The sequence below is a fragment of the Actinomadura sp. CNU-125 genome (assembly GCF_001942465.1).
In the GTDB taxonomy this organism is placed as follows: Bacteria; Actinomycetota; Actinomycetes; order Streptosporangiales; family Streptosporangiaceae; genus Spirillospora.
The window spans coordinates 1-21,997 of sequence record NZ_MKJY01000222.1; the positions used below are offsets into that span (position 1 = coordinate 1).

A 21,997-nucleotide genomic window follows, 5' to 3' on the forward strand; every position below is an offset into this window, starting at 1 on the left:
CGGGTCCGCCACGGCGACGGCGCGGCCCGGGGCTTCGAGCACGATGTCCTCGGCCAGCGGACGGCCCGACCAGCGGATCCCCGGCAGCACCAGGACGCCCGGCCGGTCGCCGGTGAGCCACGCCCGCACCTGGCCGTGCGCGGTGTCGAAGTAGTCCCCGTGCATGTCAGCCCTCCGCCCCGGCCGGGGCGCGGCGGGCGTGCTCGCGCAGCAGCAGGTTCAGGCTGCCCCCGGCTTCGAGCACCTTCACCGTCCGGTCGCTCGGCGGGTCGCCGGCCAGTTCCGTGCCGTCCGGGAGCCGGACGGACGCGCGCCGCCAGTCGACCTCGACCGGGTCGAAGCGCCGCACGGCCGCCGCGATGCCCGGCACGGTCACCAGCGGCATCCCGTTGTAGGTCTCGCCGCGCCAGAACCCGGGCGAGAACGACTCGGCGAGGACGGCGCTGATCCCCAGGTTGCGCAGCGCGACGAGCGGCGGATAGTGCGGGTGCCCGTAGCCGAAGTTGCGCCCGCCGACCACCACGTCGCCCGGCTCGACCTTGTCGGCGAACTCCGGGTCGAAGGCGCGCATGCACACCGCGCGCAGCTTGTCCGGGTCGTAGTACTTGATGTTCTCGACGCCGATGATCAGGTCGACGTCGAAGTCGTCGCCGAAGATCCACGCGACGCGGCCGCGCAGGACGTCCGGAACGGCGGAGCCGGTGCTCATGCCACGACCTCCCGCGGGTCGGCGATGTGCCCGGCGACGGCGCTGGCCGCGACCGTGTAGGCCGACCCCATGTAGATGTCGGCGCCGGTGCTGCCCATCCGCCCGGAGATGTTGAGGACGCCCGTGGAGATGCAGTTCTCGCCGTCCCGCAGCGGCTTCGCGTAGCCGAAGCAGAAGTCGCAACTGGAGATGGCGATGTCGGCGCCCGCGTCGCGCAGGACGTCCAGCAGGCCTTCCTCCTCGGCCTGCCGGTGGATGACCTGCGACGTCGGGACGACGTTGAGCTGCACGCCCGGCGCGACCCGGCGCCCCCGCAGGATCTCGGCGGCGGCCCGGATGTCCTCGATGCGGCCGCTCGCGCACGAGCCGATGAACGCCTTCGTGATGGGCGTCCCGGCGGCCTCGTCCACGCCGAGCGTGTTCGCGGCGCGCGCCGACCCCGGCAGGACGACCCGCGGCCGCAGCTCGTCGAGGTCGATCGCGTGGGTCGCGGCGTACACGGCGTCCGGGTCGCTGTAGAGCGGCTCGAACCCGGTGCGGGCGACCCGCCGCGCGTAGTCGAGCGCGAGGTCGTCGGGGGCGAAGATGGCCGAGACGGCCCCCGTGAACATCGCCATGCCGCACAGCCCCTGGCGGCGTCCGATGCTCATCGCCTCGGCCCCGGGGCCGGTGAACTCCATGACCTGGTGCGCGCAGCCGTCCGCCCCGACCCGGGCGATGATCTCGTGGATGAGGTCGCGGTTGTCGACGCCGGGCGCGAACGTCCCGGTCAGGTGGAAGCGGGTGGAGGCGGGCACGTTCAGGAAGATCTGCCCGCTGACCCACGCTTCGAGCAGGTCGCGGCGCACACCCCAGCCGAGCGCGCCGAACGCGCCGAGGCCGCTGATGTGGCCGTCGAAGTGGATGAGGAACTTGCCGGGGAGCGCGTAGCCGAGCTCGGCCGCCACCTGGTGGCCGATGCCGCGGCCCTCGTGCACCTCGATCCCGTAGAAGTCGCCCCACTTGCGGGTGACGTCGTGGACCTCCTGCTCGCGGCCGTCGCCGTTGGAGAGCATGTGGTCGATGAAGACGAGGTAGCGCTCGGGGTCGTCGACCTCGGTGATCCCGAAGTCGTCGTGCATCTGCTTGAACATCAGGTCGGTGTAGCCGGGGAAGTCGTAGGCGACCATGTGGTCCGGACGGAACGGGTGGTTCTGCCCGGCGCGGACGTCGTCGAGGCCGCCCGCGCGGGCGAGGATCTTCTCCGTGATCGTCCGCCCGCCGGACGCCCGGGACGCGCCGGTCCTCGCGGCCGGCGCGAGAACCCTGTCGGCGATCGTCCGCTCTTCGGACGCGTCCGGCGGTGCGGCTCCTCCGGTGCCGGTGGAAGTCATCCTCGAAGTCCTCCTTCTCAGGCGGTGGCGGCGGGCAGGTAGGTCTCCTGCGCCTTCTCCACGTCGGCGAAACCGATCAGGTCGACGAAGTCGTGGTGCGGCAGCGCGTCCGCGCTGACCCGCGCGGGCGGCTCGCCGGACCGCAGCCGCCGCAGCGTGTCGCGCATGGCGCCGGTCGCGGAGAGCAGGATCTGGGTGGGCAGCAGCGCCAGCCGGACCCCGACCTCGCGCAGCACGTCGGGGGTGAGGTCGCGCTCCACCCAGGTCGAGGCGGTGAGGGTGGCCATCAGCGGGACGCCGACGCGGTCGCGGCACTCGCGCCACTCCGCCGCCGACGCGAACGTCTTGGTGACCGGCATGATCATCTCGGCCCCGGCGGCGGCGTAGGCCGTCGCGCGCTCCAGCGCCTCCCGTCCGGTGGTGTCGGTGCGGGCGATCACGACGAGCCGGTCGCCGACCGCGTCCCGGACCGCCCGGATCTTGCCCGCCGCCTCCGCGACGCCGATCACCGGGACCGGGTCGCCGACGCAGATGGGGCAGCGCTTGGGCGACTCCTGGTCCTCCATGAACACCGCGGCGACGCCCGCGTCGGCGAACCGGCGCGCGGTGCGGGCGGCGTTGACGGCGTTGCCGTAGCCGGTGTCGATGTCGGCGATGACCGGCAGGCCGCTCGCCTCCATGATCCGGCGGACCGCGTCGAGGTTCTCCGACATCGTGTAGAGCTCCGCGTCGGGCAGGCCGAGCGCGGCGGAGATCGCGAAACCGGACGCGCACAGTGCGGGGAAGCCGGCCTGCTCGGCGAGCCGGGCGGTCAGGCCGTCCCAGACGCCCGGGGCGTACACCACGTCGTCGGCCATGAGGTCGCGGAGACGGTTGGCTGCTGTCATGGGGAGCGCCTTTCCGTATTACGGAATAGATTCCGCACCGACAGTAGATTTGCCTGCCGCGCATGTCAACGGGTTCACTTTCCCGAATCCTTCTGCAAGAGTTGCTGGTCAACGGGTTGCGGACGGACCGTTCGCCGCGATCCGGCCCGTCCGTACGCCAGTCCGCGATCCGAAACGCCTTTCGGGACACCGCGTGGCACGATGGCCAGGAGGACTCCATGGACACGTCCCGAACCGGCTCGACGGCCCCCGGCCGCGCCCCCGGCCGCAGCGCCGACCGCACCGTCGACCTGCTGTGCGTCGGCGGCGGGCTCGGCGGGCTCGCCGCCGCCGTGCGGGCGCACGACCTGGGCGCCGACGTCCTGGTCGCGGAGCGGTCCGGCATGGTCGGCGGCGTCGCCGCCTACAGCGGCGGCTTCGTCTGGGTCGGGGCGTCGGGCCTGCCGGACGGCGGCGCGGACGACTCCCTGCAGGCGACCGAGTCCTACCTGGACCACGTCCAGGGCGAGGGCCGCCCGGTCGACCGCGAGGCCCGCCGCGCCTACCTGAACCGCGCGATCGAGGCGACCCGCTGGTACCGCGACGCGGGCGTCCCGTTCGAGGTGATCCGGGGCTGCCCCGACCTCTACCACCCGGCGCCCGGCTCCACCGAGGAGGGACGGCTGCTGGAGTGCGTCGTCCCCGGCGCGTCCCTCGGCGGCTGGCGCGACCTGCTCCGCCCCAGCCCGTACTACGAGACGGGCGTGCCCCGGAACGACCTGTACTCGCCCCGCGCACGCGACCGCGCCGGGCTCGCGGAACTGCGGCGGGAGGGCGCCGAGCGCGATCTGCTCACGCACGGCTCCGGCCTCGCGGGCGCGTTCGTCCGGGCCGCGCTGACCGAACGCGGTGTCGACTGCCTGCTGCACCATCGGGCCGTCGAGCTGCTGATGGACGGCGACGCCGTCGCGGGCGCCGTCCTGGAGGGGCCGGACGGGCGGATCACGGTCCGGGCGCGGCGCGGGGTGCTGATCGCGGCGGGCGGGTACGGCGGCGCGCCGGACGCCGCCGAGCTGGAGGACGTCCCGGCGCTGGTCGAGTCGGCCCCGCCCGTGGTCGAGGGCGACGGCCTGCTACTGGCGCAGCGGGCGGGCGCGGCCACCGTGCGCGGCGCGGACCCGTTCTTCAGCGTCGGCTTCCCCTTCCCCGGCGAGACGCATCCGGCCGAGCCCGGACGGGCCGGGGACGTGCCGCTGCACCGCCCGCTGCTGGAGCACCTCGGGCTGCCGCACTCGATGATCGTCAACCGGGACGGGCTGCGGTTCGGCGACGAGAGCTACTACGGCGCGCTGATCGGCGCGCTGCGCCGCTACGACGGGCGCCGCAAGCGCTGGGCGAACCATCCGTGCTGGTTCATCGCCGACGAGGAGTTCCGCCGCCGCTACCGGCTCGGCCCGTACGGGCCCGGCGAGCCCTGGCCGGACGCGATCGTCCGTGCGGATTCGCCGCGCGAACTGGCCGCGGCGGCGGGCTTCGACGCCGACGGCTTCGCCGCGACCGTCGCCGCCTTCAACGAGGGCGCCGAACGCGGGACGGACGACGCGTTCGGGCGCGGCACGCTGCCGTTCGTCCGGCGCGCCTACGGCGACCCGGACCGCGTTCCGAACCCGAACCTCGGGCCCGTCGCGTCCCCGCCGTTCTACGCGCTGCCGCTGTCGATCGTCGGGTTCGGGATGGGCACGCTCGGCCTGTCGATCGACGGAGACGGGCGGGTGCTGCGCCGGGACGGGCGGGCGGTGCCGGGCCTCTACGCCACCGGCAACGCGGCCGCGACCAGGGAACTGAAGGGGTACGTGACCGGTCTCGCGAACGCCCGCAACCACACCTACGCGTACGCGGCGGCGACGCACGCCGTGACCGGACCGGCCCCGACCGGTCGGTAGGATCCGGAACATGTACCGGATTACGGAACAGGGTGAGCGTCCATGACCGCCGAAGAGCAGGAGGGCCCGGAGAACAAGAACATCGTCGGCTCGGTCCTCAAGGCGTGCCGGCTGATGGAGTGCTTCACCCGGGACACCCCCGCCCTCACGCTGAACGCCATGACGGCGGCCACCGGCATGAACAAGACCACGGTCCACCGGCTGGCCGCGACGCTGATCCAGGCGGGCTGGCTGACCAGGGGCGACGGCGGCACCTACCGGCTCACCATGCGGCCCTTCCGGGTCGGCGCGGTCGCGCTCGCCGACCTCAGCCTCCGCGACGAGGCCGAGCCGTTCCTGCGCCGCCTCGCCGACCGGTTCGGCGACACCGCCTACCTGATGATCCCCGGCCCGGAGGGGGCCGTCTGCGTCGAGCGGGCGCAGGGCAACAACCCGGTCGTGGTGAACTCGGTCGGCGTCGGCACCGTGCTGCCGTACCACACCGCCGCCGGGCCGGTCGTCCTGCTGGCCCACTCCGCCGAGCTGCGCGAACGCTGGCTCGGCCCCGACCTCGACGAGTACACCTCGCACACGCTGACCGACGTGCGGGAGCTCACCGAACGGCTCGACGCGGTCCTGCGCGACGGCTACGCGATCAGCGAGGAGGACTACCTGTACGGCGTCGGCGCCGTCGCCGCCCCGGTCCGGGACGCGCAGGACGACGTCGTCGCCACGCTCAGCCTCGGCGGCGTGAACGCCGGGTTCCGCGGCCGCCGGCTGCTGGAGATCATCGAGGAGGTCTCCTCCTCCGCACGCGAACTGTCCGGCCGCCTAGGCCACTGACCCCGTCCGACACCGCGAACGGTGTCGGACACCGTCTCAACCCAGAGGAGCACGCACATGGACGTCCGCTACACCGCAGTCGCCACCGCCAACGGCCGCGACGGCCGCGCCGTCAGCTCCGACGGCCGCCTCTCGGTGACCCTCGCCCCGCCGCGCGAGATGGGCGGGACGGGCGAGGGCACCAACCCCGAGCAGCTGTTCGCCGCGGGCTACGCCGCGTGCTTCGCCAGCGCCCTCGCCGCCGTCGCACGCAAGAGCCGCCAGGACGTCCGGGACGTCTCGGTGACCGCCGAGGTCGGCCTCGGCGGGGACGCCGAGCAGGGCTTCGCCCTCACCGTCGTCCTGCGCGTCGAACTGCCCGACGACCTGGAGAACGGCCGCGACCTGGTCGAACGCGCGCACCAGGTCTGCCCGTACTCCAACGCCACGCGCGGGAACGTCCCGGTGCAGCTCGTGATCGAGTAGCGAACGGGGTCAGGGCGTCAGTCCCGCGAAGCGTTCGTCGACCTCCTCGGGAGCGAGGCCGAAGTCCGCGAGGGAGTACCGGTGCGACGGACGGGCGGCGCCGCCGGTGCTCTCGGCCTGCAGGCGCTCCATCGCGGTCCGGGTGCCGTCGCCGAACGGCAGCCCGAACCGCGCGTAGATCGACTCGACCGTCCCGATGGGGTCGCCGACGAAGTCGTCGTAGTGGACGTCGACGAACCGCGCGGGGTCGTGCCGGGCGCGTTCGGCGCGGAACGCCTCCAGCCCGCGGGCCCACAGGTCGAGCTGGTCGCGGCCGAGCGTCGCGCCCGTGAACGCCTCCGACCAGCCGCCGGTCACGTGCGCGGCGAGGCTGCACATGGACGCCATCGCGGTGCGCGGCTCCCGGTGCGTCTGCACGATCAGCGCGTCCGGGTAGACCTCCAGGAGCGCGTCGAGGGCGAACAGGTGGCTCGGGTTCTTCAGCACCCAGCGGCGCCCGGGGTCGTTCATCCCGATCATCTGCAGGTTGCGGCGGTGCCTGCGGTACGCGGGCGTCCAGTCCTGCCCGGCGAGCCAGGACGAATAGGTCGGCAGGTGCGCGAGGCTCTCGAACGAGATCGACCGCATGCTCTGCCGCAGGAGCTGCCAGCACTCCTCGACCGTGTCGGCCGCGATGTAGTGCACCCCCATGAACTCGGGGTTGGCGATGTGGTGCCGCCGGTACTGCGCGTCGATCGCCTGGTAGACCGGGTCGTCCGCCCACGTGTCGCGCGGCGGGCGCGGCTGCGGGACCTCCGCCAGCCACACCTCCAGGCCCTGGTGGACGGGGTCGGCGGTGAGCAGCCGGTGCAGCGCGGTCGTGCCGGTGCGCGGCAGTCCGGTGACGAAGACCGGACGGTCGAGTGGCGCGTCCGCGTGTTCGGGCCGCCGCCGCCACGCCGCCTCGGACCACAGCCGGGCGGCGAGGCCGCCGCGCAGAAGCGCGCGCTGCGCCTTGTTGCCCGCCGGGGTGAGCGCTGCGTCCCGGACGAGCGAGTCGAGCAGGACTTCGAGGCCGTCGGAGTAGTCGTCGGCGCCGAAGTCGTCCAGGCCGGTGATCTTGCGGGCGGAGGCGTGCAGGTCCTCGGCGGTGCCGAGGGTGTCGCGTCCGGGCATCACGGCTCCTCTCAGTGGTGCCACTCGCCGCAGTTGACGTCCAGGCATTGCCCGGTGACGGCGCGCGCGAGCGGGGACAGCAGGAACATGACGGTGTCGGCGATCTCGTCGGGTTCGGGGAGTCTGCGCAGGTCGGTGGTCGCTGCCGCCTCCTCGTAGATGACGCGCGTGCGGACGTCCCGTTCCCTGGCGAGCTGCTTGAAGTACCACTTGAGGTTGGGCGCCCAGATGTAGCCGGGCGCGACGGTGTTCACGCGGACGCCCTGCGGCCCGAGTTCCGTCGCGAGGCTCTGCGCCATCGACAGCAGCGCCGTCTTCGCCATCTTGTACGCGCCGAAGGTGCGGCGGGAGTGCCGCAGCACCGCCGAGTTGATCATCACGACGGAGCCGTCGCGGTCGGCGAGCGCGGGCGTCAGCAGCCGCGTGAGGTGCAGCGCGGCCAGCACGTTCGTCTCGAAGCCCGCGCGGACGGCGTCCAGGTCGACCGTCGCGAGGTCCTCCAGCGGCGGTTGCTTGAACGCGTTGTTGACCAGGCCGTCGACCCGTCCGAACGTCTCGACGGCGGTGTCGGCGAGGCGGACGCACGCCGTCTCGTCGCGGATGTCGGTCGGGACGGCGACGGCGCGGCGGCCGAGTTTCTCGACCTCCGCGGCGACCTCGGCGAGCCGGTTCTCGTCGCGCGCGGCGAGCACCAGGTCGGCGCCCGCCGCCGCGCAGCGCAGCGCGAGGGCGCGGCCCAGGCCGGGGCCGACACCGGACACGACGACGACCCGGTCGGCGAGCGGCGCCGCGAACAGCGGGTCCGTGTCGGTCATCAGAACTCCTTCGTGGATACCCCGGCCATCAGGCCGGGAAGGAAACCAACCGCCTGCAGAGCAGGGTTAGGAACAGGCGATTCACCTACAGGCGAACCGCCGCTCACCAGACTTAACTGATCGTGTTGTATTGTGTGAGTATGGCGCGCACCGTGAAACGGGCGTTCAAACACCGCTTCCACCCCACCGACGAGCAGGCGGCCGAGCTCGCCCGCACGTTCGGGTGCGCGCGCCTGGTCTACAACCGGGCGCTGGAGGAACGCACCCGCGCCTGGTACACCGAGCAGCGCCGCATGACCTACGTCGATACCTCGGCGGCGCTTACGGCGTGGAAGAAGACCGACGAGCTGGCGTTCCTGAACGAGGTGTCCAGCGTGCCGCTGCAGCAGGCGCTGCGACACCTGCAGGCCGCGTTCGCCGCGTTCTTCGACAAGCGCGCGAAGTACCCACGTTTCAAAGCGCGCAAGAAGTCCAAGGCGTCGGCCGAGTACACCCGCAGCGCGTTCAAGTGGCGCGACGGGGAACTCACGCTCGCGAAGATGGACGGCCCGCTGGCGATCGTGTGGTCGCGTCCGCTGCCGGAGGGCGCCGAGCCATCCACGGTAACGGTGTCGCGGGACGCGGCCGGGCGGTGGTTCGTGTCCATCCTGTGCGAAGACACGATCACCCGGCTGGACCCGTCGGACAAGGCCATCGGCCTCGACGCCGGGGTCACCTCGCTGGTCACGTTGTCGACCGGGGAGAAGGTCGCCAACCCCCGGCACGAGCGCCGCGACCGCGAACGCCTCGCCAGAGCGCAGAAGAACCTGGCCCGGAAACAGAAGGGGTCGGCCAACCGGGAGAAGGCCCGGATCAAGGTCGCCCGGGTCCACGCCCGCATCACCGACCGCAGGCGGGACTTCCTGCACAAGCTGTCGACTCGGCTCGTCCACGAGAACCAAGTGGTCGTGATCGAGGACCTCAACGTCCGCAACATGGTCAAGAACCACTCGCTCGCGCGTGCGATCTCGGACGCGGCGTGGCGAGAGTTGCGGGCGATGCTGGAGTACAAAGCCGACTGGTACGGCCGCGAACTCGTGGTGATCGACCGGTGGTTCCCCTCCAGCAAGACGTGCTCGCAGTGCGGAACCATTGCCGAGAAGATGCCTTTGGGCGTGAGGGAGTGGGCATGCGGCGGTTGCGGTGCCCGGCACGACCGGGACGTCAACGCCGCACGCAACATTGTGGCCGCCGGGCTGGCGGTGTCTGCCTGTGGAGCCGGTGTGAGACCTCAACGGGAGTCCTCCCGGACGGGGCGGTCGGCGACGAAGCAGGAAACCCACGGGGCGACCCGTGGACTCCCCCCGCCTTTAGACGGGGGGAGGAGGTCAACCGAGCATCCGGCGGGCGACGGCGACCTGACGGGCCTCGATCCGGGCGCGCCACTCGTCCGCGTCGACCGTCTGGTGTTCGTGGTGCGGCAGCCGGTCGGCAGTTCGTCGAACGGCATCACCTCGACGGTCGGGCCGTCGTCCGGGGCGAGGTCGCGGGTGAGTCCCTGCCAGCGGAACTGCAGGTAGCCGCGCCGGTGGCCGGTGCACTCGATCCAGTTCGCCAGGCCGGGGTCCCGCTCGCCGACGACGTACCGGATCTTGCCGTCGACGTCGATGCGGGCCTGGTGCTGGGTGAGGCTGGTCTGGTGGTTGATGTAGTCCAGCGACACGTACCACATGCTGCCGAGCTGGAATCCGAAGTAGGTCGCCGTGCCCTTCTCGACGGCCGGAACGGTGATCACCATGACCTCGTCGTCGGCGAGGTCGTAGTGCCCGACGGACGAGAACTGGGTGGTGAGCCCGCCGGGCGTGCTGCGCGGCTCGGTCAGCGTGTTGACGGGAAGCCGCAGGTAGTGCCACTCGGGGAAGGCGAGGAAGGTGCGGATCCGGGACACCAGCATCCGTCCCGCCATGTGGAACCGCTTGGCCATCGCGGCGGCCGTCAGCGGCGGCGGGGACGTGCCGAGCGTGTCCGCCCGGTGGATCCGGATCTCGCCCGGCCGCTCGTTCGCCCAGTCGCTGAACACCTCGCGGACGATCAGCATCGCCGAACCGGGCGCGAGCGCGACGTAGCCGGGGCCCGCGTCCGCGCGGGGCGGCCCGAACGTCACGCGGAACTCGCCGTCCGGGCCGATGTCGAGCTCGCGGTCGTCGAACGCGGTGAGGCTGTCGGGCGACGCGGTCGGCGAGTAGTCGCCGTTCATCACCTGGAAGCTCAGGTCGGCGGTGGTGCCGCGGCGCCCGGTGACGACGTACTCGGCGTCGTCGCGGATGTAGGCGTGGAAGTAGAGCGTGTCGGGGTTGTCCAGGCCCAGCTTGGAGTACGGGCCGGTCGACGCGGCGAAGAACGGGTGGTCGCGCTGGAAGGCGCCCACCATGTGCAGCGACGCCTTGATGCTGCCCGCGAGGTAGTCCAGCCCCTCGGCGAGGTCCTGCTCGGTCCGGACGTGCGGTGCGGTGCGGATCAGCCGCTCCGCCTCGGCGACCGCCGCCGCGAAGTCGCGCGTCGCGGCGGTGTCGGGGTCGGCGTCGGCGGAAACGGGCGGGGTCTGTTCGGTGGTCACCGGGCTCCTCGGGTTGGCGGCACGGGCGCGCCGGCGCACGGCGGTTCGTCGCTCCGTGAGCCGGATACTAGAACGCGTTCTACAGAGGGTCAACGGGTCGGGCGGCGCCCCGCGGGCGCGGCCGTCAGCCGGCGCCCGGCAGGGGGGTGGTGAACTTCAGGCTCGGGACGTCGTCCAGCGACACCGTGTACTCGTACGTGCGCCGGTGCCCGGTGCGCTCGACCCGCCACCGGCCGTCGCTCCCGCGCACGTAGGAGTCGGTGTAGTGCGCGGCGCCCCGGATGAGCAGCCGCGCCTCGGGGATGATGATGGAGTCGTCCAGCGACCACACCCCCGTGGCCCGGTCGCCGTCGATGTCGATCTCGGACTGCCCGGCGGTGTGCGTCGTGATGCTCCCGGGTCCGAGGTTCTTGCGCATGTAGGCGACGATGGCGTCCCGCCCGTCCAGCCGCAGCGTGCGGCCGATCACCGGGGTGTCGTACTCGGCGACGGCGTCGTCGGTGAAGACCTCGGCGAACTCGTCCCACAGCTTGAGGTCGACGCAGCGCAGGTAGCGGTGCTTCAACCGGCGGATCTCTTCCAGTGCGACCAAATCCATGTGCACAGCCTGCTCGCCGCGCGCCAAGGAAGCAATAACAAGTTCTACTCTTATTGGTCGCTTATAGTGATCAATGAAACACACCATGCGAGGGAGGTGTCGGTGAGCGGGGAGAGCGGTGCGCTGCGGCGGGCCATGCGGGCGCGCGACCCCGGCGAGGAACATCGGACGGCGACGCCGCTGGAGCTGCTGTTCGACCTGACGTTCGTGGTCGCGGTCGCGCAGGCCGCCGCCGGGCTCCACCACGAGCTGGCCGAGGGGCACCTCGGGTCGGGGCTCGGCGGCTACGTCGCGGTGTTCTTCGCGATCTGGTGGGCGTGGATGAACTTCACCTGGTTCGCCTCCGCCTACGACACCGACGACGCCCTGTACCGCGCGCTGACCCTGCTGCAGATGGGCGGCGTCCTCGTCCTCGCCGCCGGAGTCGAGGACGCCCTCACCGACTACGACTTCGCCCTCGTGACGATCGGCTACGTCGTCATGCGGGTCGCGCTCGTCTGCCAGTGGCTGCGCGCGGCCGCCGAGCACCCGGCCGGCCGTTCCGCCACGCTCCGCTACGCGGCCGGGGTCGCGCTCGTCCAGGCCGGGTGGGTCGGGCGGCTGTGGCTGCCGGACGACCTCGCCATGATCGGCTTCGCGGCGCTGGTCGTCGCGGAGCTGGCCGTGCCGCTGTGGGCGGAGGGCCGCGGCCGGATGACGAGCTGGCATCCCGGGCACATCGCCGAACGGTACGGCCTGTTCACGATCATCGTGCTCGGCGAGGTCATCCTCGCGACGCTCACCGGCGTGCGGGCCGTGTCGTCCGAGCACGGCTTCTCCGCGCCGGTCGTGCTGATCGCGGTCGGCGGGCTGCTGCTGGTGTTCGCGCTGTGGTGGCTCTACTTCAGCGGCGCCGGGGAGCGCCTGCCGTCGCTGCGCGTCGCGCTGATGTGGGGCTACGGGCACTACCTGGTGTTCGCGTCGATCGCCGCGATCGGCGCGGGCCTGGAGGCGGCGCTGGACGTCACCGAGCATCACGCGCACGTGTCCGAGCGGGCCGCCGCGCTGGCCGTCGCCGTCCCGGTGGCGGTCTTCCTGCTGGTCCTGCTGCCGCTGCAGCGCCTCGCGGGCGCGGGCGCGGTCGTCCACCACGTGCTCGTCGGCCTCGGCGCCGCCGCCGTCGTCGCGCTCGGGTTCGCCGCCCCGGAGGCCGGGCTCGGCGGCGCCGTCCTCGGGATGGGCCTGACGGCCGCGGTCGTCGTCACCCTGTGCATCGCGGCCGAACACCGCTCATCTACCATCCCCTCGGGTGAGCGACCGATTCGATGACGTCGCCCCGTGGGGCGACCTCGTCCACGCCTACGGCACCGCCACCGCGCTGCACGCCACCCTGGAACGAGTCGCGTCGCCCTCCCCCGCCACAGCGGCCCGCGCACTGGACGACCTGTTCGGCAGCATCTGCCACCAGGGCACCGTGTACTCCGCGACGGCCCCCGCCGTCCCGATCCTCTACGACCTCGCGTCCGACCCGCGCGTCCACCACCGCCCTCGGATCCTCGAACTGCTCTCCGACATCGCCCGCGCCCTCCCCGACATCGAAGAACACCACGAGGACGAATACCCCGAGGGCGTCCACACCGACCTAGTCCGCTGGGCGCACGAAGCACGCACCGCCGTCGAAACCGGCCTCCCCACGCTGACCGCACTCCTCGACGACGAGGACACGGACGTCCGAGCCGCCGCCCCGTTCGTCCTGGCGGACTTCCCCGACCACGACCCGATACCGCTCCTGCGCGAGAAGTACACCGCGGAGAACCACCCGGGCGTCGCCGCGAGCATCGTCCTGGCCATCGGCGACGTCTCCTTCGACCGCACCGCCCCTCCCCTCGCCTGGCTGACCGCACGCACCCAAGACGCACGCCGCGAGGTACGGGCCGCCGCCGCGACCGCCCTCCTCTGGTGCGGCGCGGACGACCTGGACGACACCCTCCTGCAAGCCCTCGCCGACGAGATCCAAGCCCCGGTCTCCACCCTCGACGACCAACTCTGGGTACTGGACGGCGGCCGCCAAGCCTTCCTAACTGCCGCACTGGACGACCATCCAGCCCCCCAAATTCAGCTGGCCCGCACCGCCTTGGCCATCCCCACCCCGGCGACCGTCGCCCGCGCCGGCCACATCATGCGCACCTGGCGAGCCGCCCCCGCCGCCCTCCTCCCGTCCCTCGCTGCCCTGCTCACCACCGAAGCCGCCGCAGACGCCGCCTGGGAGATCAAGCAAGGCGGCCCGGACATCGCCCTCATCACCGACGCCATCCCGCCCCTCCTCGACCATCCGCACGACCTCGTCGCGGGCAGCGCGCTCGAAGCACTCGCCCGCGCGGGCGACGCCCGAGCCGTCCCCGCCCTGGCCGCCGAGCTGGCCGAACTCCGGCGATCCTTCTCCCCCGCACCCGCCATCGCCGGACTCCGCGACCACGCCGACGCCCTCCTCCCGGACGTCCGCGAGTTCCTGCATAACCCGAAGAAGGGCACCGCCCTAACCGGGAACCTTCTCTCCTGCGTCTTGGACGGCCTCGCCTCCTGGGGCGACCTAGCTCTCCCCCTCCTCCCGGAGATCATCTCCCTGCTCGAACGCCGCAAAGCCGTCCCCGCCGCCGCCCGCACACTCGCCGCACTCGGCCCCGCCGCAACCGAAGCCGTCCCCATCCTGCGCCGCTACCTGGGCCGCAAACACGGCCGCGTGACCAGCGAAAACGCCGCCTGGGCAATCTGGCACATAACCAACGACGCAACCACCCCCCTCCGCTTCCTAACCCCCACCCTCCGCCGCGGCCTAGACGACGAGTCCACCGAACACCTCTTCGCCCTCGCCGAAGCCGCAGCCCCAGCCGTCCCCCTTCTGCACGACCCAGCATCCGCCGCCGCCGTCCTCCACCGGGCGACCAACGACACCGACCGCTACCTCCCCCACCTACTGGACGCTGCTGCCCCGACCCCAAGCGGAATACTCGCCATCCGCCGCCTATCCACCATCGGCTCACCCGCCGCCGCCCCAGCCATCCCCACCATCCGCGAGATAGCCGAAAGCCCCAAAGTCCAAGCCACCGGCCCCTCCACCAACCTCCTAACCACCGACCGCACCTACCAGGCGATAGCCATCGAAGCCCTAACCCAAATCATCACGCACTAGCAGACGTCCGCGGCCTCCCGATATCGGTGAGGCTTAAGCACCCAATCTTGCGACCGCGACGCCTTCCGCCGCCGCACCGCCCACGTACGTCCCGGAAAAGGTGTCTCGATGACCCTTCACCGTAAGGTCTTTACTTGCTTTCCTGTACAGCGGAGACCCGCTTGCCGGCCCCGCTATGGCCGTTACTCCGCGCCACGGAAAACCAGCGTTGAGCCTCATCCTCTCGGAGCAGCGCCTCCAGTATGTCACCCAACAGGAAAGCAGCATCCGCGTGACCTGCATGGGCTGCGAGCGCAAGATAGACTTCGGCGACTTCTCGTTTCTCATTGTAGACGTACCATCGGCCTGCAGCGAAGGCTTCTTGTGCGGCAACACTGAAGTCCAAGACTTCTGGTGGCACCGAGGCCGCACTGGCTGCACGGTTGTTCCAGTAGCGGGCGTCATCGGCGTCCCCCGAAAGCCGCTGGAGGACAGCAAGCTTCCGGAACGACGAGGCATCGCCATTTGAAACTGCACGTTCAATCAAGTTGATTGCATAGTCACCGAAATTGTCGCCCGCTCGAGCATGGCGCGGGTTATTCGGATCGTAGAGACTACCGCCGCTAGGGTCCAGAGACCCGCCGCCCGCAAGCAGAACAGCGTCAGCGAACTCGCTCGCCGCCTCAACTGCACTCTGCGACGGCGAACCTGCCCCGGCCTCCCGGGCCAGGAGGCAGTGAATAGTCAGATGAAGCAGAAGAAGGTTGCACCTCTTCAACTTCTTCAGGCCAGTACCGTTCATCATGCGGCTGATGGTGGGAGCTGCCAGGCGGGCAGGCAGGCTGGGACTCAATACCCTATACACCCTTGCTGTGGACTCACTGGCCTCAGCGATGAGTTTCCCAGCGAGGCCTGATTGCCTGACCAGCGTCTTGACCACGAGGGTCTGCTCAGAAGGTATCGAACTGGCGGGCAGCTGCTCTTCCATACCGAAGGCGCACTCCTGTCTCAGGGCCCGAGGAGTCGACGGACTGAAGGGAGAATAGCCCGGAATGCCCGATCCGTCCAGCCGCCGGGCGCACTTCATGCCCCATTGTCTGGATTTCATTTTCTTGCAGGACTAGCGGGACCGGCACCGCCGCTTGTGCAGCGCTGATCAAGTGCTGGCCGCGGCGGCGGAGGGGAAAGCGCTGGCAGCTCATCGAAGTACGTCGGATGTGACCGGCAGGCATCCGCGTGAAATATTTCAGAAGCTTGAAGAAATTGACGTAGAAGCGTGCGGTCTGGTCGGGTTGCCTCCATGGAACAAGACGACTCCGACTCGGCGAACGGTCAGCAGGACGATTTTGCGGCCCTCTGGCACTACACCGACATGCGAGGGCTGCACGCTATTCTCGATAGCCGTGCTCTGCTTCCTTCGCTGCGCGCAACACACCCGAAAGATGCGCGCTACGGCGACGGCCAGTACTTCTCCGATGTCCCCCCTGGATCGATGCCGCCTGAGCGACTGTCCCGGCGCCTTGTGAACGTCCCCTGGCTGGGATGGCGCTTCACCCACTACGTTGAGGTAGACATGGCGGGTCTCACCTTGGTCCTGTGCAGGAGAAGCGTCATCCTTGTCCCCAGCCGCGAGCCGCTGGGGCTCAGCAGGAGGATCGTCCGCTGGGGGGCGAACGAGTGGTCTGGTACTTGAGGGTCGAGTGGTTCCATGACTTTCGAGAGGAGCCGGTTGACATCTACAGCGAGGTCGGCGACGACGGCTACGAAGTCCGCAAGATAGAGGTCTTTCGCGACGGGCACCTGCAGTACGCTGACGAGCGCCATGAGGCCGGTGAGACCAGTCTTTCGGGAGCACCCGTAGGGGCAGTCGCGGAGATCGCTGCCCAGCCAGGGTTCCGGCCACACGTGATCAGTGAGCAGGAGTTCGAAGAGACGTGGGCTCGGGCAGTCGCGGCGGAGGAGTGAGTCCTGCACTGGGGAGCGGGGAGGACTGGCAGGCTCCGGACGGCTCATGGGCGTCGTCGGCCGCGAACCGCCGCAGCATGCTCGGGAACCGCAACCGCGACACGTCCCCCGAGCTTGCGCTCCGGTCGCTCGTCCACGCAGCAGGACTGCGGTACCGGGTCGCAGCCAAACCGCTCCCGGGTATGCGCAGGACCGCAGACATGGTCTTCCGGCCGACCCGCGTGGCCGTCTTCGTCGACGGCTGCTTCTGGCACGGCTGTCCTCAGCACTTCGTGCTGCCCAAGACCAACCCGGAGTACTGGCGTGGGAAGATCGGCCGCAACATGGAGCGAGACCGGGACACGGACAAACGTCTGGCCGAGGCGGGATGGCTAGTACTGCGTTTTTGGGAGCATGAATCGGCCGACCGGTGCGCCCGTACAGTCTGCGAGGCGGTCCAGTCCAGGCGCCGAGCAGGCTAAGGGAACCGCTGCTTGCTCCTCAGCCACGCAGTAGCGCTGAGGCTTCTTGGTGCAGAAGGGGGAAGAGTCGCGGTATCCCGCTAGTCGCCTGCCCAGGCGGAACGTCGATCCTGCAGGTCTCCCAGCAACCGTAGGGGCCACGGTCGTCGGGCAGCGAGCCAGGCGCTGGCGACCGAGGCGATTGCGGCGACCGCGAGTTCGTCCGTGAGTTGGAGGACGACGAGCTGCCATAGGGGGTCGTACCGCATCACCTCGTACTCGCGGCGCGACAGGAAGAACGTCAGGCGGTTGCGGCGTGTAGTGGCCTTGGCTTCAATGTGCAGGCTGCGTCGGTCAGCGTGGACGGCGATGTCGTAGCCATAGCCATCTGAGTGAGCAGCAACGTGCTCGATCTTTGCGGAGACCGATGACGAGAGCAGGTCCATGAGTGCGGTCTCGCCAGCGGCGCCAATCCTCGAACGCTCTGCAACGTCGACCTTACCCCGAACGGTGTGAATCTCCTGGTACGCCTCGAGTTCGCTGAGCCCGAGTGCCGCGGCGGCCCGTCCTGCGTCGATCGGCAACTCAGTAGGCCCCCGTACGTGGAGGTCAGCATCGGGGAACCAGTGGACATCGCCGGCCAGCAGCACTGCACGGAAGACACGCTGGCCGACTGATAGGTCCTGCTCTGCGTTGTCCAGGATCCCAGCCTCTTGCAGCCATCTGTAGGCCGCATCGTACTGCGTGAGGCTGATGTCGCTGTATTCGACGTGGGTGGAGAACAGCGACCGGCACCGCGCCCGCCCATTGGCAGGCAGCTTTTCTACCCAACGGGCAGCAGCGAGGAGGACAGGGTCAGGAGGTACGGACACGGAGGTGGCCCATCAGAGCCTGGAGGTCGGCCTCGTCGAGGCCGCCCCCAACCGCAGGCTCCTCGTCGAGATCGGACAGTTGCTTCACCTCAGCGTCGTCCAGTACGTCCCCCATGAAATCCAACTTCGCCTTCAGCCGTTGCTGCACGACATCGTCAATCGTCTTCTCGGACGCCAGGACCGTGACGCGGGTTTCTGTGCCGGGTGCCAGGCCGAGACGGTGGATCCGGTCCAGGCTCTGCAGGAAGCGGCCAGCGGCGAAGTCCCGGTCGACGTAAACCGCGTCATGGCAATGGTGGTGAAGGCTGATGCCCTCGCCCAGCGTGGCGGGGTTTGACAGCAGCACCATGCAGTCGGGGTCGTTGCGAAAGCGAGCGATCTCCGCTTCGCGGTCCTCCGTGCCGCCGTGGACCAGCGCCGGCCGGAACCTCTTAAGGATGCGCTCAAGGGTGTTGAGGCTGCGGATAAAGGTGGACCACACCAGGGTCTTGCGGCCTTGCGCGGCGTTCGCATCCACGATGGCCAGCGTTTCGCGGTACTTGGGTGAGAACTCATAGCTGGGTAGGTCACGCAGCAGGTCGGACAGATGGGAGCCCTTGGGTACCGGCAGCGGCGGTACCTGGTATTCCAGTGGCTCGTAGCGAGTCGTGCCGACGTGCAGCAGGGTCGGGCTGGTCGCAGCCATCAGCAGGTAGACCGTGATCTTCCCCCAGGCCAGAAAATCCGCCTCCGATCCGGTAGGACGTGCGGAAAACGTGCCGAGGAGAGCCTCGTAGATCTCGTTATGCAGGGGCGGCAGCTCGACCGGTGTGACTCGCGTGGTCACCGGAGGGAGCCCGAGCTCGTGCTTCGTAGTGCGGGTGAACAATGGCCGGAGGACCCGGCTGGCCTTTGCGAGGTCACCGCCTCCAACGGCTTGGATCACCCGCTGGCGGCCATGGCCCGGCCAGACGAAGCCAAACAGGTTTTCCAGATCCTTAGCACCATTGGGCGCCGGCGTCCCAGTCAGGATGAGTCGCCGTCGGGCCCGCGGGCCTAGGGCCAGGCAAGCTGATCCGTAGACGCCCCGGGCGCCGGCCTTCATTCGGTGAGCTTCGTCAAGCAGAAGCAGGGATGGCCGCGCCGACAGCCAAAAGCCGAGATCGTCGAGTGCGCCGTCCAGTCGCTCATAGTTGATAATCACAGCATCGGCGGCCAAGGTAGAGCCGTTGCTGTACAGCGACATCCGCAGAGGCTCGGCGAAACACACCTTGTTCTCGTACAGCCAAGACTCGCGCGCCGACTTGGGGGCAACAATCAGCAACCGCTCGACCTTGCCCTGCGAGCGCAGGGCCTGAAAGACGGCCAAGCCGACGCGGGTCTTGCCAGCGCCCGGCACAGAAAAGTTCGCGCCGTGGCGCAATGACAGGAGTCTGGTGATATCGCGGCGCTGAAAGGAAGTGAGGTCGCCTGTCCACGCGGGACCGAGGAGGTCACTGAGCTCTTCTGAAGCGAGTTCAGCACCGATCCGCGTGGTTTCTGAGGCGAGTTCCCGGGCTACAGTCTGGGCGTCGGCGGCCGAGTCCCGCACAAGGTCGGCCAGATGCCGGTTCCAACGCACGCTTTCAGGTTCCGGCCATGACTGGAGGGCGCGGAGGTTGCTGAGCAGGTCGTCGAGTTCGACGTCGAGAATGGTGGGTGTGCGTTGGACTCCGCTCTGGAATCGCAGAGCCATCCGACGCAGGTCGGCAGCATGGTCCTTGCGGGTCTGGAACCGGGCCGTGATCGCATCGTCCCCGAAGGTGATCTCGAGACTCGGTTCGGCGCCGGCGTCCACAATCACCGGTCCTTTGTCGCGTTGAGCAGCCAGTCCACACCATTGCCGGGGGACGTGAACGCCCGACCGGCCTGCTTGGCCAGCCGGGCAAGACTGGCCCGCAGAGCGATCAGGGCGTCGTCGAAGGCATCCTCGTCCAGTGCCCGTTTGGCCTTCGCTTCGGCGAATTCGGCGGCGCATTGGTCGATGTATTCCGCCGCGTCCGTCACACGTTCAGGGACGGCAGTCTGCCGCTTGCGGAGCTGGGCGTCCTTCCCCGCGAGGAGCGTGGCGGTGTCGAACACGTCTCTCGCGGTGTCGAAGACACTGTTAGCTGCAGCAACCTCTGTCGGGGAGACCTTGTCTGGCGCCCTTCTGGCCGCATCGGCTTTCAGTAGCATGTCAGTAAGACTGCGGACAGCTTTGACGTCGTCGGCATCGTCAGGGATGACGACGTCGTCGAGCCCGGGGATACCGACCGGACCAGCAGCCGCGCCGGGCTCCGAACGGAGCGAATCGGGGAGCCGCACCTCTAGGTAGCGCTCGTAGAAGTCTGGTTCGGCAAGGCGAAGCGTCGTCTTGGGGAGGTCGAGGACCACCATGGCGAGGCGCGACTCCTTCAGCCGTTCGCCCGCGTCGGGGTCAGTCGCTGCCAGCCTGGCATAGTCGCGGGCAAGTTCCCGCAGCTTCTCCTGGTGGTCTTCGAAGTCAACTAGGCGCAGGCTCGCCCCGTCTTCGGTCCGGCTCCGGTCGATCGCGTCGTTGATCAGTTCGTAGACCCACCGGTCTCGTTGGAGGGTCGGAAGCTTGATATTGAACTCCCTGGCGACGTCCTCCTGCTTCCGCCCTCCCGCTAGCTCCTCCTCAATTGCTATGAGCCGATTAAGGTAGGAGTAGTCGCGGCGCTTGTCGCGGCGGAGCTGGAGGGCGAGCTCGACCCTGTTGATGTCATGCCGACTGGTGTCCTCAGGGAGGACTCCTACACGGATGTACTCCTTCCCCAGTTCCCGGAGTGCCGCGCAGCGGGTGTTCCCGTCAACCAGAATGCCGTTCGGGCTGATAATCCCGGGATCGCGCTGGCCGAACTCCTCAAGCTCGTCGAGGAGGGTCGTGTAATCCGGGTCGGTCTTGCCGGGATCCTTAGGATCCCGCGTCAGCAGGTATCGGAGGTACTCCTGCCCCTCTTCACTCCAGGGCCGCTCGTTCAGGACTCGATTGCGCTCGGGGTCGAGAGTGCGCTGCGCCCGGACGCGGTGGGTGTCCGGGTTGAAGTACAGCATGCTGACCGGCATGGTGATCACGTAGAGATGCCGTTGCCCGGCGTCCCGCCAGTCGACGGTCACCTTGGCGCCGTCCTCAGCGACAGCCTGCTTCAGGCGGTCCTGGACGAGCGCTCTGATCGTTTCGCCCTCAGGCGGGATGCCAAAGCTTGCAGCCATAAATAATGTCCCTCCAATCGACTAGCGTAGCGAGCGCCGGGGGCTGCGGGCAGCGAGCGCCTACGGCCGCTGGACAGCATGCCGCCAGGGCTAGACGGTTAGGGGATGCAGAGTGAACGTACCTGCCTGGGACGACCCAGCTCTCAAAGCAGGCGGCATGGTCCGCGCCGCTCTCTGGCTCGTCCAGGAAGTGGGAGAGGGCAACAGCTTCACCAAGGAGCGTTTGCGGGCTGCCTTCCCTGGAGTCTCCCAGATCGACCGCCGGGTGCGAGATCTGCGCGACTACGGCTGGGTCATCCTTGCCAACACCGAGGACGCCACTCTGACGACCGAGGAGCAGCGGCTCACCAAGGTCGGCGCGGCTGTCTGGGACCCGAAGGAGAGGCGGGCTGCCGCACCTCAACACGCCCTGTCGTCCAAGCAGATCAGGGCCGTCTTGGAGCGCGACGACTTCCTGTGCACCACCTGCGGTATCTCCGGTGGTGAGGAGTACCCGGACGACCCCAACCGGACAGCCGTCCTGTCAGTGACCCGGCGTACCACCCTCATGCCGGACGGTAGAGAGCAGGTGCTGTTGGCAACCGAGTGCAAGCGGTGTCGAGCCGGCTCCTCGGACTCTGCGGCCCGAGCCGATGACGTCGCAGCCGACGTCCGTGTCCTCGACCCGGCAGATCAGAGGAAGCTCGCACGCTGGATCGAGCGCAAGCGCCGCGTCTCCACCCCCTTGGACCGAGTCTGGTCGGCCTATCGGCGCCTGCCGCCGGAAGCGCAGGCCGAGATCAGCGCAGAGTTGGAGCAGCAACTCCGGTAGAGAGCGCGGCGGATGTCGACGGCAGTCCTTCAGGACCGTAAAATGCCATCTCGCCGCGGCCTGACTAGAGCTAAGTAGCTGAAGCGCGACTTTCCGCGCCGGAGCTATAGCGGCTGTAAGCGCGGATTCCCGCGTGGTCGGTACCGCTCAGCCGTGCGCGGTTCATTAGGGTGTCTGGAGGGAGA

Annotated in this window: 20 protein-coding genes and 1 pseudogene; 10 read left to right on the forward strand and 11 right to left on the reverse strand. The window is 69.5% G+C overall.

Going from position 1 to position 21,997, the window contains the following annotated elements; genetic code table 11:
- Positions 1-166: 166 nt before the first annotated feature.
- The 3 genes from BJF79_RS24335 to BJF79_RS24345 are packed head-to-tail and all read right to left on the reverse strand — an operon-like array spanning position 167 to position 2,969.
- Positions 167-709: a 3-isopropylmalate dehydratase gene (locus BJF79_RS24335; protein ID WP_075900742.1), complete on the reverse strand. Its 543-nt coding sequence runs from the start codon at positions 707-709 to the stop codon at positions 167-169.
- The gene (locus BJF79_RS24340) at positions 706-2,082 is read right to left on the reverse strand and encodes a 3-isopropylmalate dehydratase large subunit (protein WP_187357050.1); all 1,377 of its coding nucleotides are present in this window, start codon (positions 2,080-2,082) and stop codon (positions 706-708) included. Before BJF79_RS24340 ends, BJF79_RS24335 begins: the two co-directional genes overlap by 4 nt.
- Before the next feature lie 17 nt (positions 2,083-2,099).
- On the reverse strand, positions 2,100-2,969 hold the full coding sequence (locus BJF79_RS24345; RefSeq protein ID WP_075900744.1) for an oxaloacetate decarboxylase: 870 nt from the start codon (positions 2,967-2,969) through the stop codon (positions 2,100-2,102).
- 218 nt (positions 2,970-3,187) lie between these two features.
- Between BJF79_RS24345 and BJF79_RS24350 the strand changes: the two genes are divergently transcribed.
- From BJF79_RS24350 to BJF79_RS24360, 3 genes are read left to right on the forward strand one after another with little or no spacing between them, the layout of a single operon-like run.
- Positions 3,188-4,891, forward strand: a complete 1,704-nt coding sequence (locus BJF79_RS24350; RefSeq protein WP_075900746.1) for an FAD-binding protein — start codon at positions 3,188-3,190, stop codon at positions 4,889-4,891.
- 42 nt (positions 4,892-4,933) lie between these two features.
- Entirely contained in the window at positions 4,934-5,713 is a 780-nt protein-coding gene (locus tag BJF79_RS24355; RefSeq protein WP_075900748.1) for an IclR family transcriptional regulator, read from the forward strand.
- 57 nt (positions 5,714-5,770) lie between these two features.
- Positions 5,771-6,178 (forward strand): organic hydroperoxide resistance protein, encoded by a 408-nt coding sequence (locus BJF79_RS24360; protein ID WP_075900750.1) that lies wholly within the window; start codon positions 5,771-5,773, stop codon positions 6,176-6,178.
- A 9-nt stretch (positions 6,179-6,187) separates the two neighbouring features.
- Here the strand turns inward: BJF79_RS24360 and BJF79_RS24365 are convergent, their stop codons facing one another.
- A complete protein-coding gene (locus BJF79_RS24365) occupies positions 6,188-7,333 on the reverse strand; it encodes a sulfotransferase family protein (RefSeq protein ID WP_187357051.1) in 1,146 nt (381 codons plus the stop codon).
- A gap of 11 nt (positions 7,334-7,344) precedes the next feature.
- Complete coding sequence (locus tag BJF79_RS24370) at positions 7,345-8,148, reverse strand: SDR family oxidoreductase (protein ID WP_075900754.1); 804 nt, start codon at positions 8,146-8,148, stop codon at positions 7,345-7,347.
- Positions 8,149-8,288: 140 nt separating this feature from the next.
- Here BJF79_RS24370 and BJF79_RS24375 point away from each other — a divergent pair.
- Positions 8,289-9,482, forward strand: a pseudogene (locus BJF79_RS24375) (RNA-guided endonuclease InsQ/TnpB family protein); the annotation flags it as partial.
- Here the strand turns inward: BJF79_RS24375 and BJF79_RS24380 are convergent.
- Both BJF79_RS24380 and BJF79_RS24385 read right to left on the reverse strand, forming a co-directional pair.
- Complete coding sequence (locus BJF79_RS24380) at positions 9,419-10,744, reverse strand: hypothetical protein (protein WP_262402504.1); 1,326 nt, start codon at positions 10,742-10,744, stop codon at positions 9,419-9,421. The pseudogene BJF79_RS24375 and the gene BJF79_RS24380 sit on opposite strands and share 64 nt — an antisense overlap.
- Positions 10,745-10,868: 124 nt before the next feature.
- Complete coding sequence (locus BJF79_RS24385) at positions 10,869-11,342, reverse strand: nuclear transport factor 2 family protein (protein WP_075900959.1); 474 nt, start codon at positions 11,340-11,342, stop codon at positions 10,869-10,871.
- A gap of 102 nt (positions 11,343-11,444) precedes the next feature.
- On the opposite strand from BJF79_RS24385, the gene BJF79_RS24390 reads away from it, so the two are divergent.
- Entirely contained in the window at positions 11,445-12,650 is a 1,206-nt protein-coding gene (locus tag BJF79_RS24390) for a low temperature requirement protein A (protein WP_262402505.1), read from the forward strand.
- Entirely contained in the window at positions 12,631-14,511 is a 1,881-nt protein-coding gene (locus BJF79_RS24395) for a HEAT repeat domain-containing protein (RefSeq protein ID WP_075900756.1), read from the forward strand. The genes BJF79_RS24390 and BJF79_RS24395 overlap by 20 nt, the downstream gene beginning before the upstream one ends.
- A 130-nt stretch (positions 14,512-14,641) precedes the next feature.
- On the opposite strand, the gene BJF79_RS53675 is transcribed toward BJF79_RS24395, so the two are convergent.
- The gene (locus BJF79_RS53675; RefSeq protein WP_143220135.1) at positions 14,642-15,478 is read right to left on the reverse strand and encodes a hypothetical protein; all 837 of its coding nucleotides are present in this window, start codon (positions 15,476-15,478) and stop codon (positions 14,642-14,644) included.
- 312 nt (positions 15,479-15,790) lie between these two features.
- Between BJF79_RS53675 and BJF79_RS24405 the strand changes: the two genes are divergently transcribed.
- From BJF79_RS24405 to BJF79_RS24415, 3 genes are read left to right on the forward strand one after another with little or no spacing between them, the layout of a single operon-like run.
- Positions 15,791-16,183: an HYD1 signature containing ADP-ribosyltransferase family protein gene (locus BJF79_RS24405; RefSeq protein WP_075900760.1), complete on the forward strand. Its 393-nt coding sequence runs from the start codon at positions 15,791-15,793 to the stop codon at positions 16,181-16,183.
- Positions 16,168-16,455: a DUF6881 domain-containing protein gene (locus tag BJF79_RS24410; RefSeq protein ID WP_083733802.1), complete on the forward strand. Its 288-nt coding sequence runs from the start codon at positions 16,168-16,170 to the stop codon at positions 16,453-16,455. The genes BJF79_RS24405 and BJF79_RS24410 overlap by 16 nt, the downstream gene beginning before the upstream one ends.
- A complete protein-coding gene (locus BJF79_RS24415; RefSeq protein WP_083733805.1) occupies positions 16,452-16,916 on the forward strand; it encodes a very short patch repair endonuclease in 465 nt (154 codons plus the stop codon). The genes BJF79_RS24410 and BJF79_RS24415 overlap by 4 nt, the downstream gene beginning before the upstream one ends.
- Before the next feature lie 80 nt (positions 16,917-16,996).
- On the opposite strand, the gene BJF79_RS24420 is transcribed toward BJF79_RS24415, so the two are convergent.
- Genes BJF79_RS24420 through BJF79_RS24430 form a run of 3 tightly spaced genes read right to left on the reverse strand, consistent with a single transcriptional unit; the run spans position 16,997 to position 21,001 of the window.
- The gene (locus tag BJF79_RS24420; RefSeq protein ID WP_075900762.1) at positions 16,997-17,767 is read right to left on the reverse strand and encodes a protein NO VEIN domain-containing protein; all 771 of its coding nucleotides are present in this window, start codon (positions 17,765-17,767) and stop codon (positions 16,997-16,999) included.
- On the reverse strand, positions 17,751-19,583 hold the full coding sequence (locus tag BJF79_RS24425; protein ID WP_262402506.1) for a DEAD/DEAH box helicase: 1,833 nt from the start codon (positions 19,581-19,583) through the stop codon (positions 17,751-17,753). The genes BJF79_RS24420 and BJF79_RS24425 overlap by 17 nt, the downstream gene beginning before the upstream one ends.
- A gap of 2 nt (positions 19,584-19,585) precedes the next feature.
- The gene (locus BJF79_RS24430; RefSeq protein ID WP_075900764.1) at positions 19,586-21,001 is read right to left on the reverse strand and encodes a ParB/RepB/Spo0J family partition protein; all 1,416 of its coding nucleotides are present in this window, start codon (positions 20,999-21,001) and stop codon (positions 19,586-19,588) included.
- A gap of 112 nt (positions 21,002-21,113) precedes the next feature.
- Between BJF79_RS24430 and BJF79_RS24435 the strand changes: the two genes are divergently transcribed.
- Positions 21,114-21,812, forward strand: a complete 699-nt coding sequence (locus tag BJF79_RS24435) for a hypothetical protein (protein ID WP_262402507.1) — start codon at positions 21,114-21,116, stop codon at positions 21,810-21,812.
- The last annotated feature ends 185 nt before the right edge of the window (positions 21,813-21,997 follow it).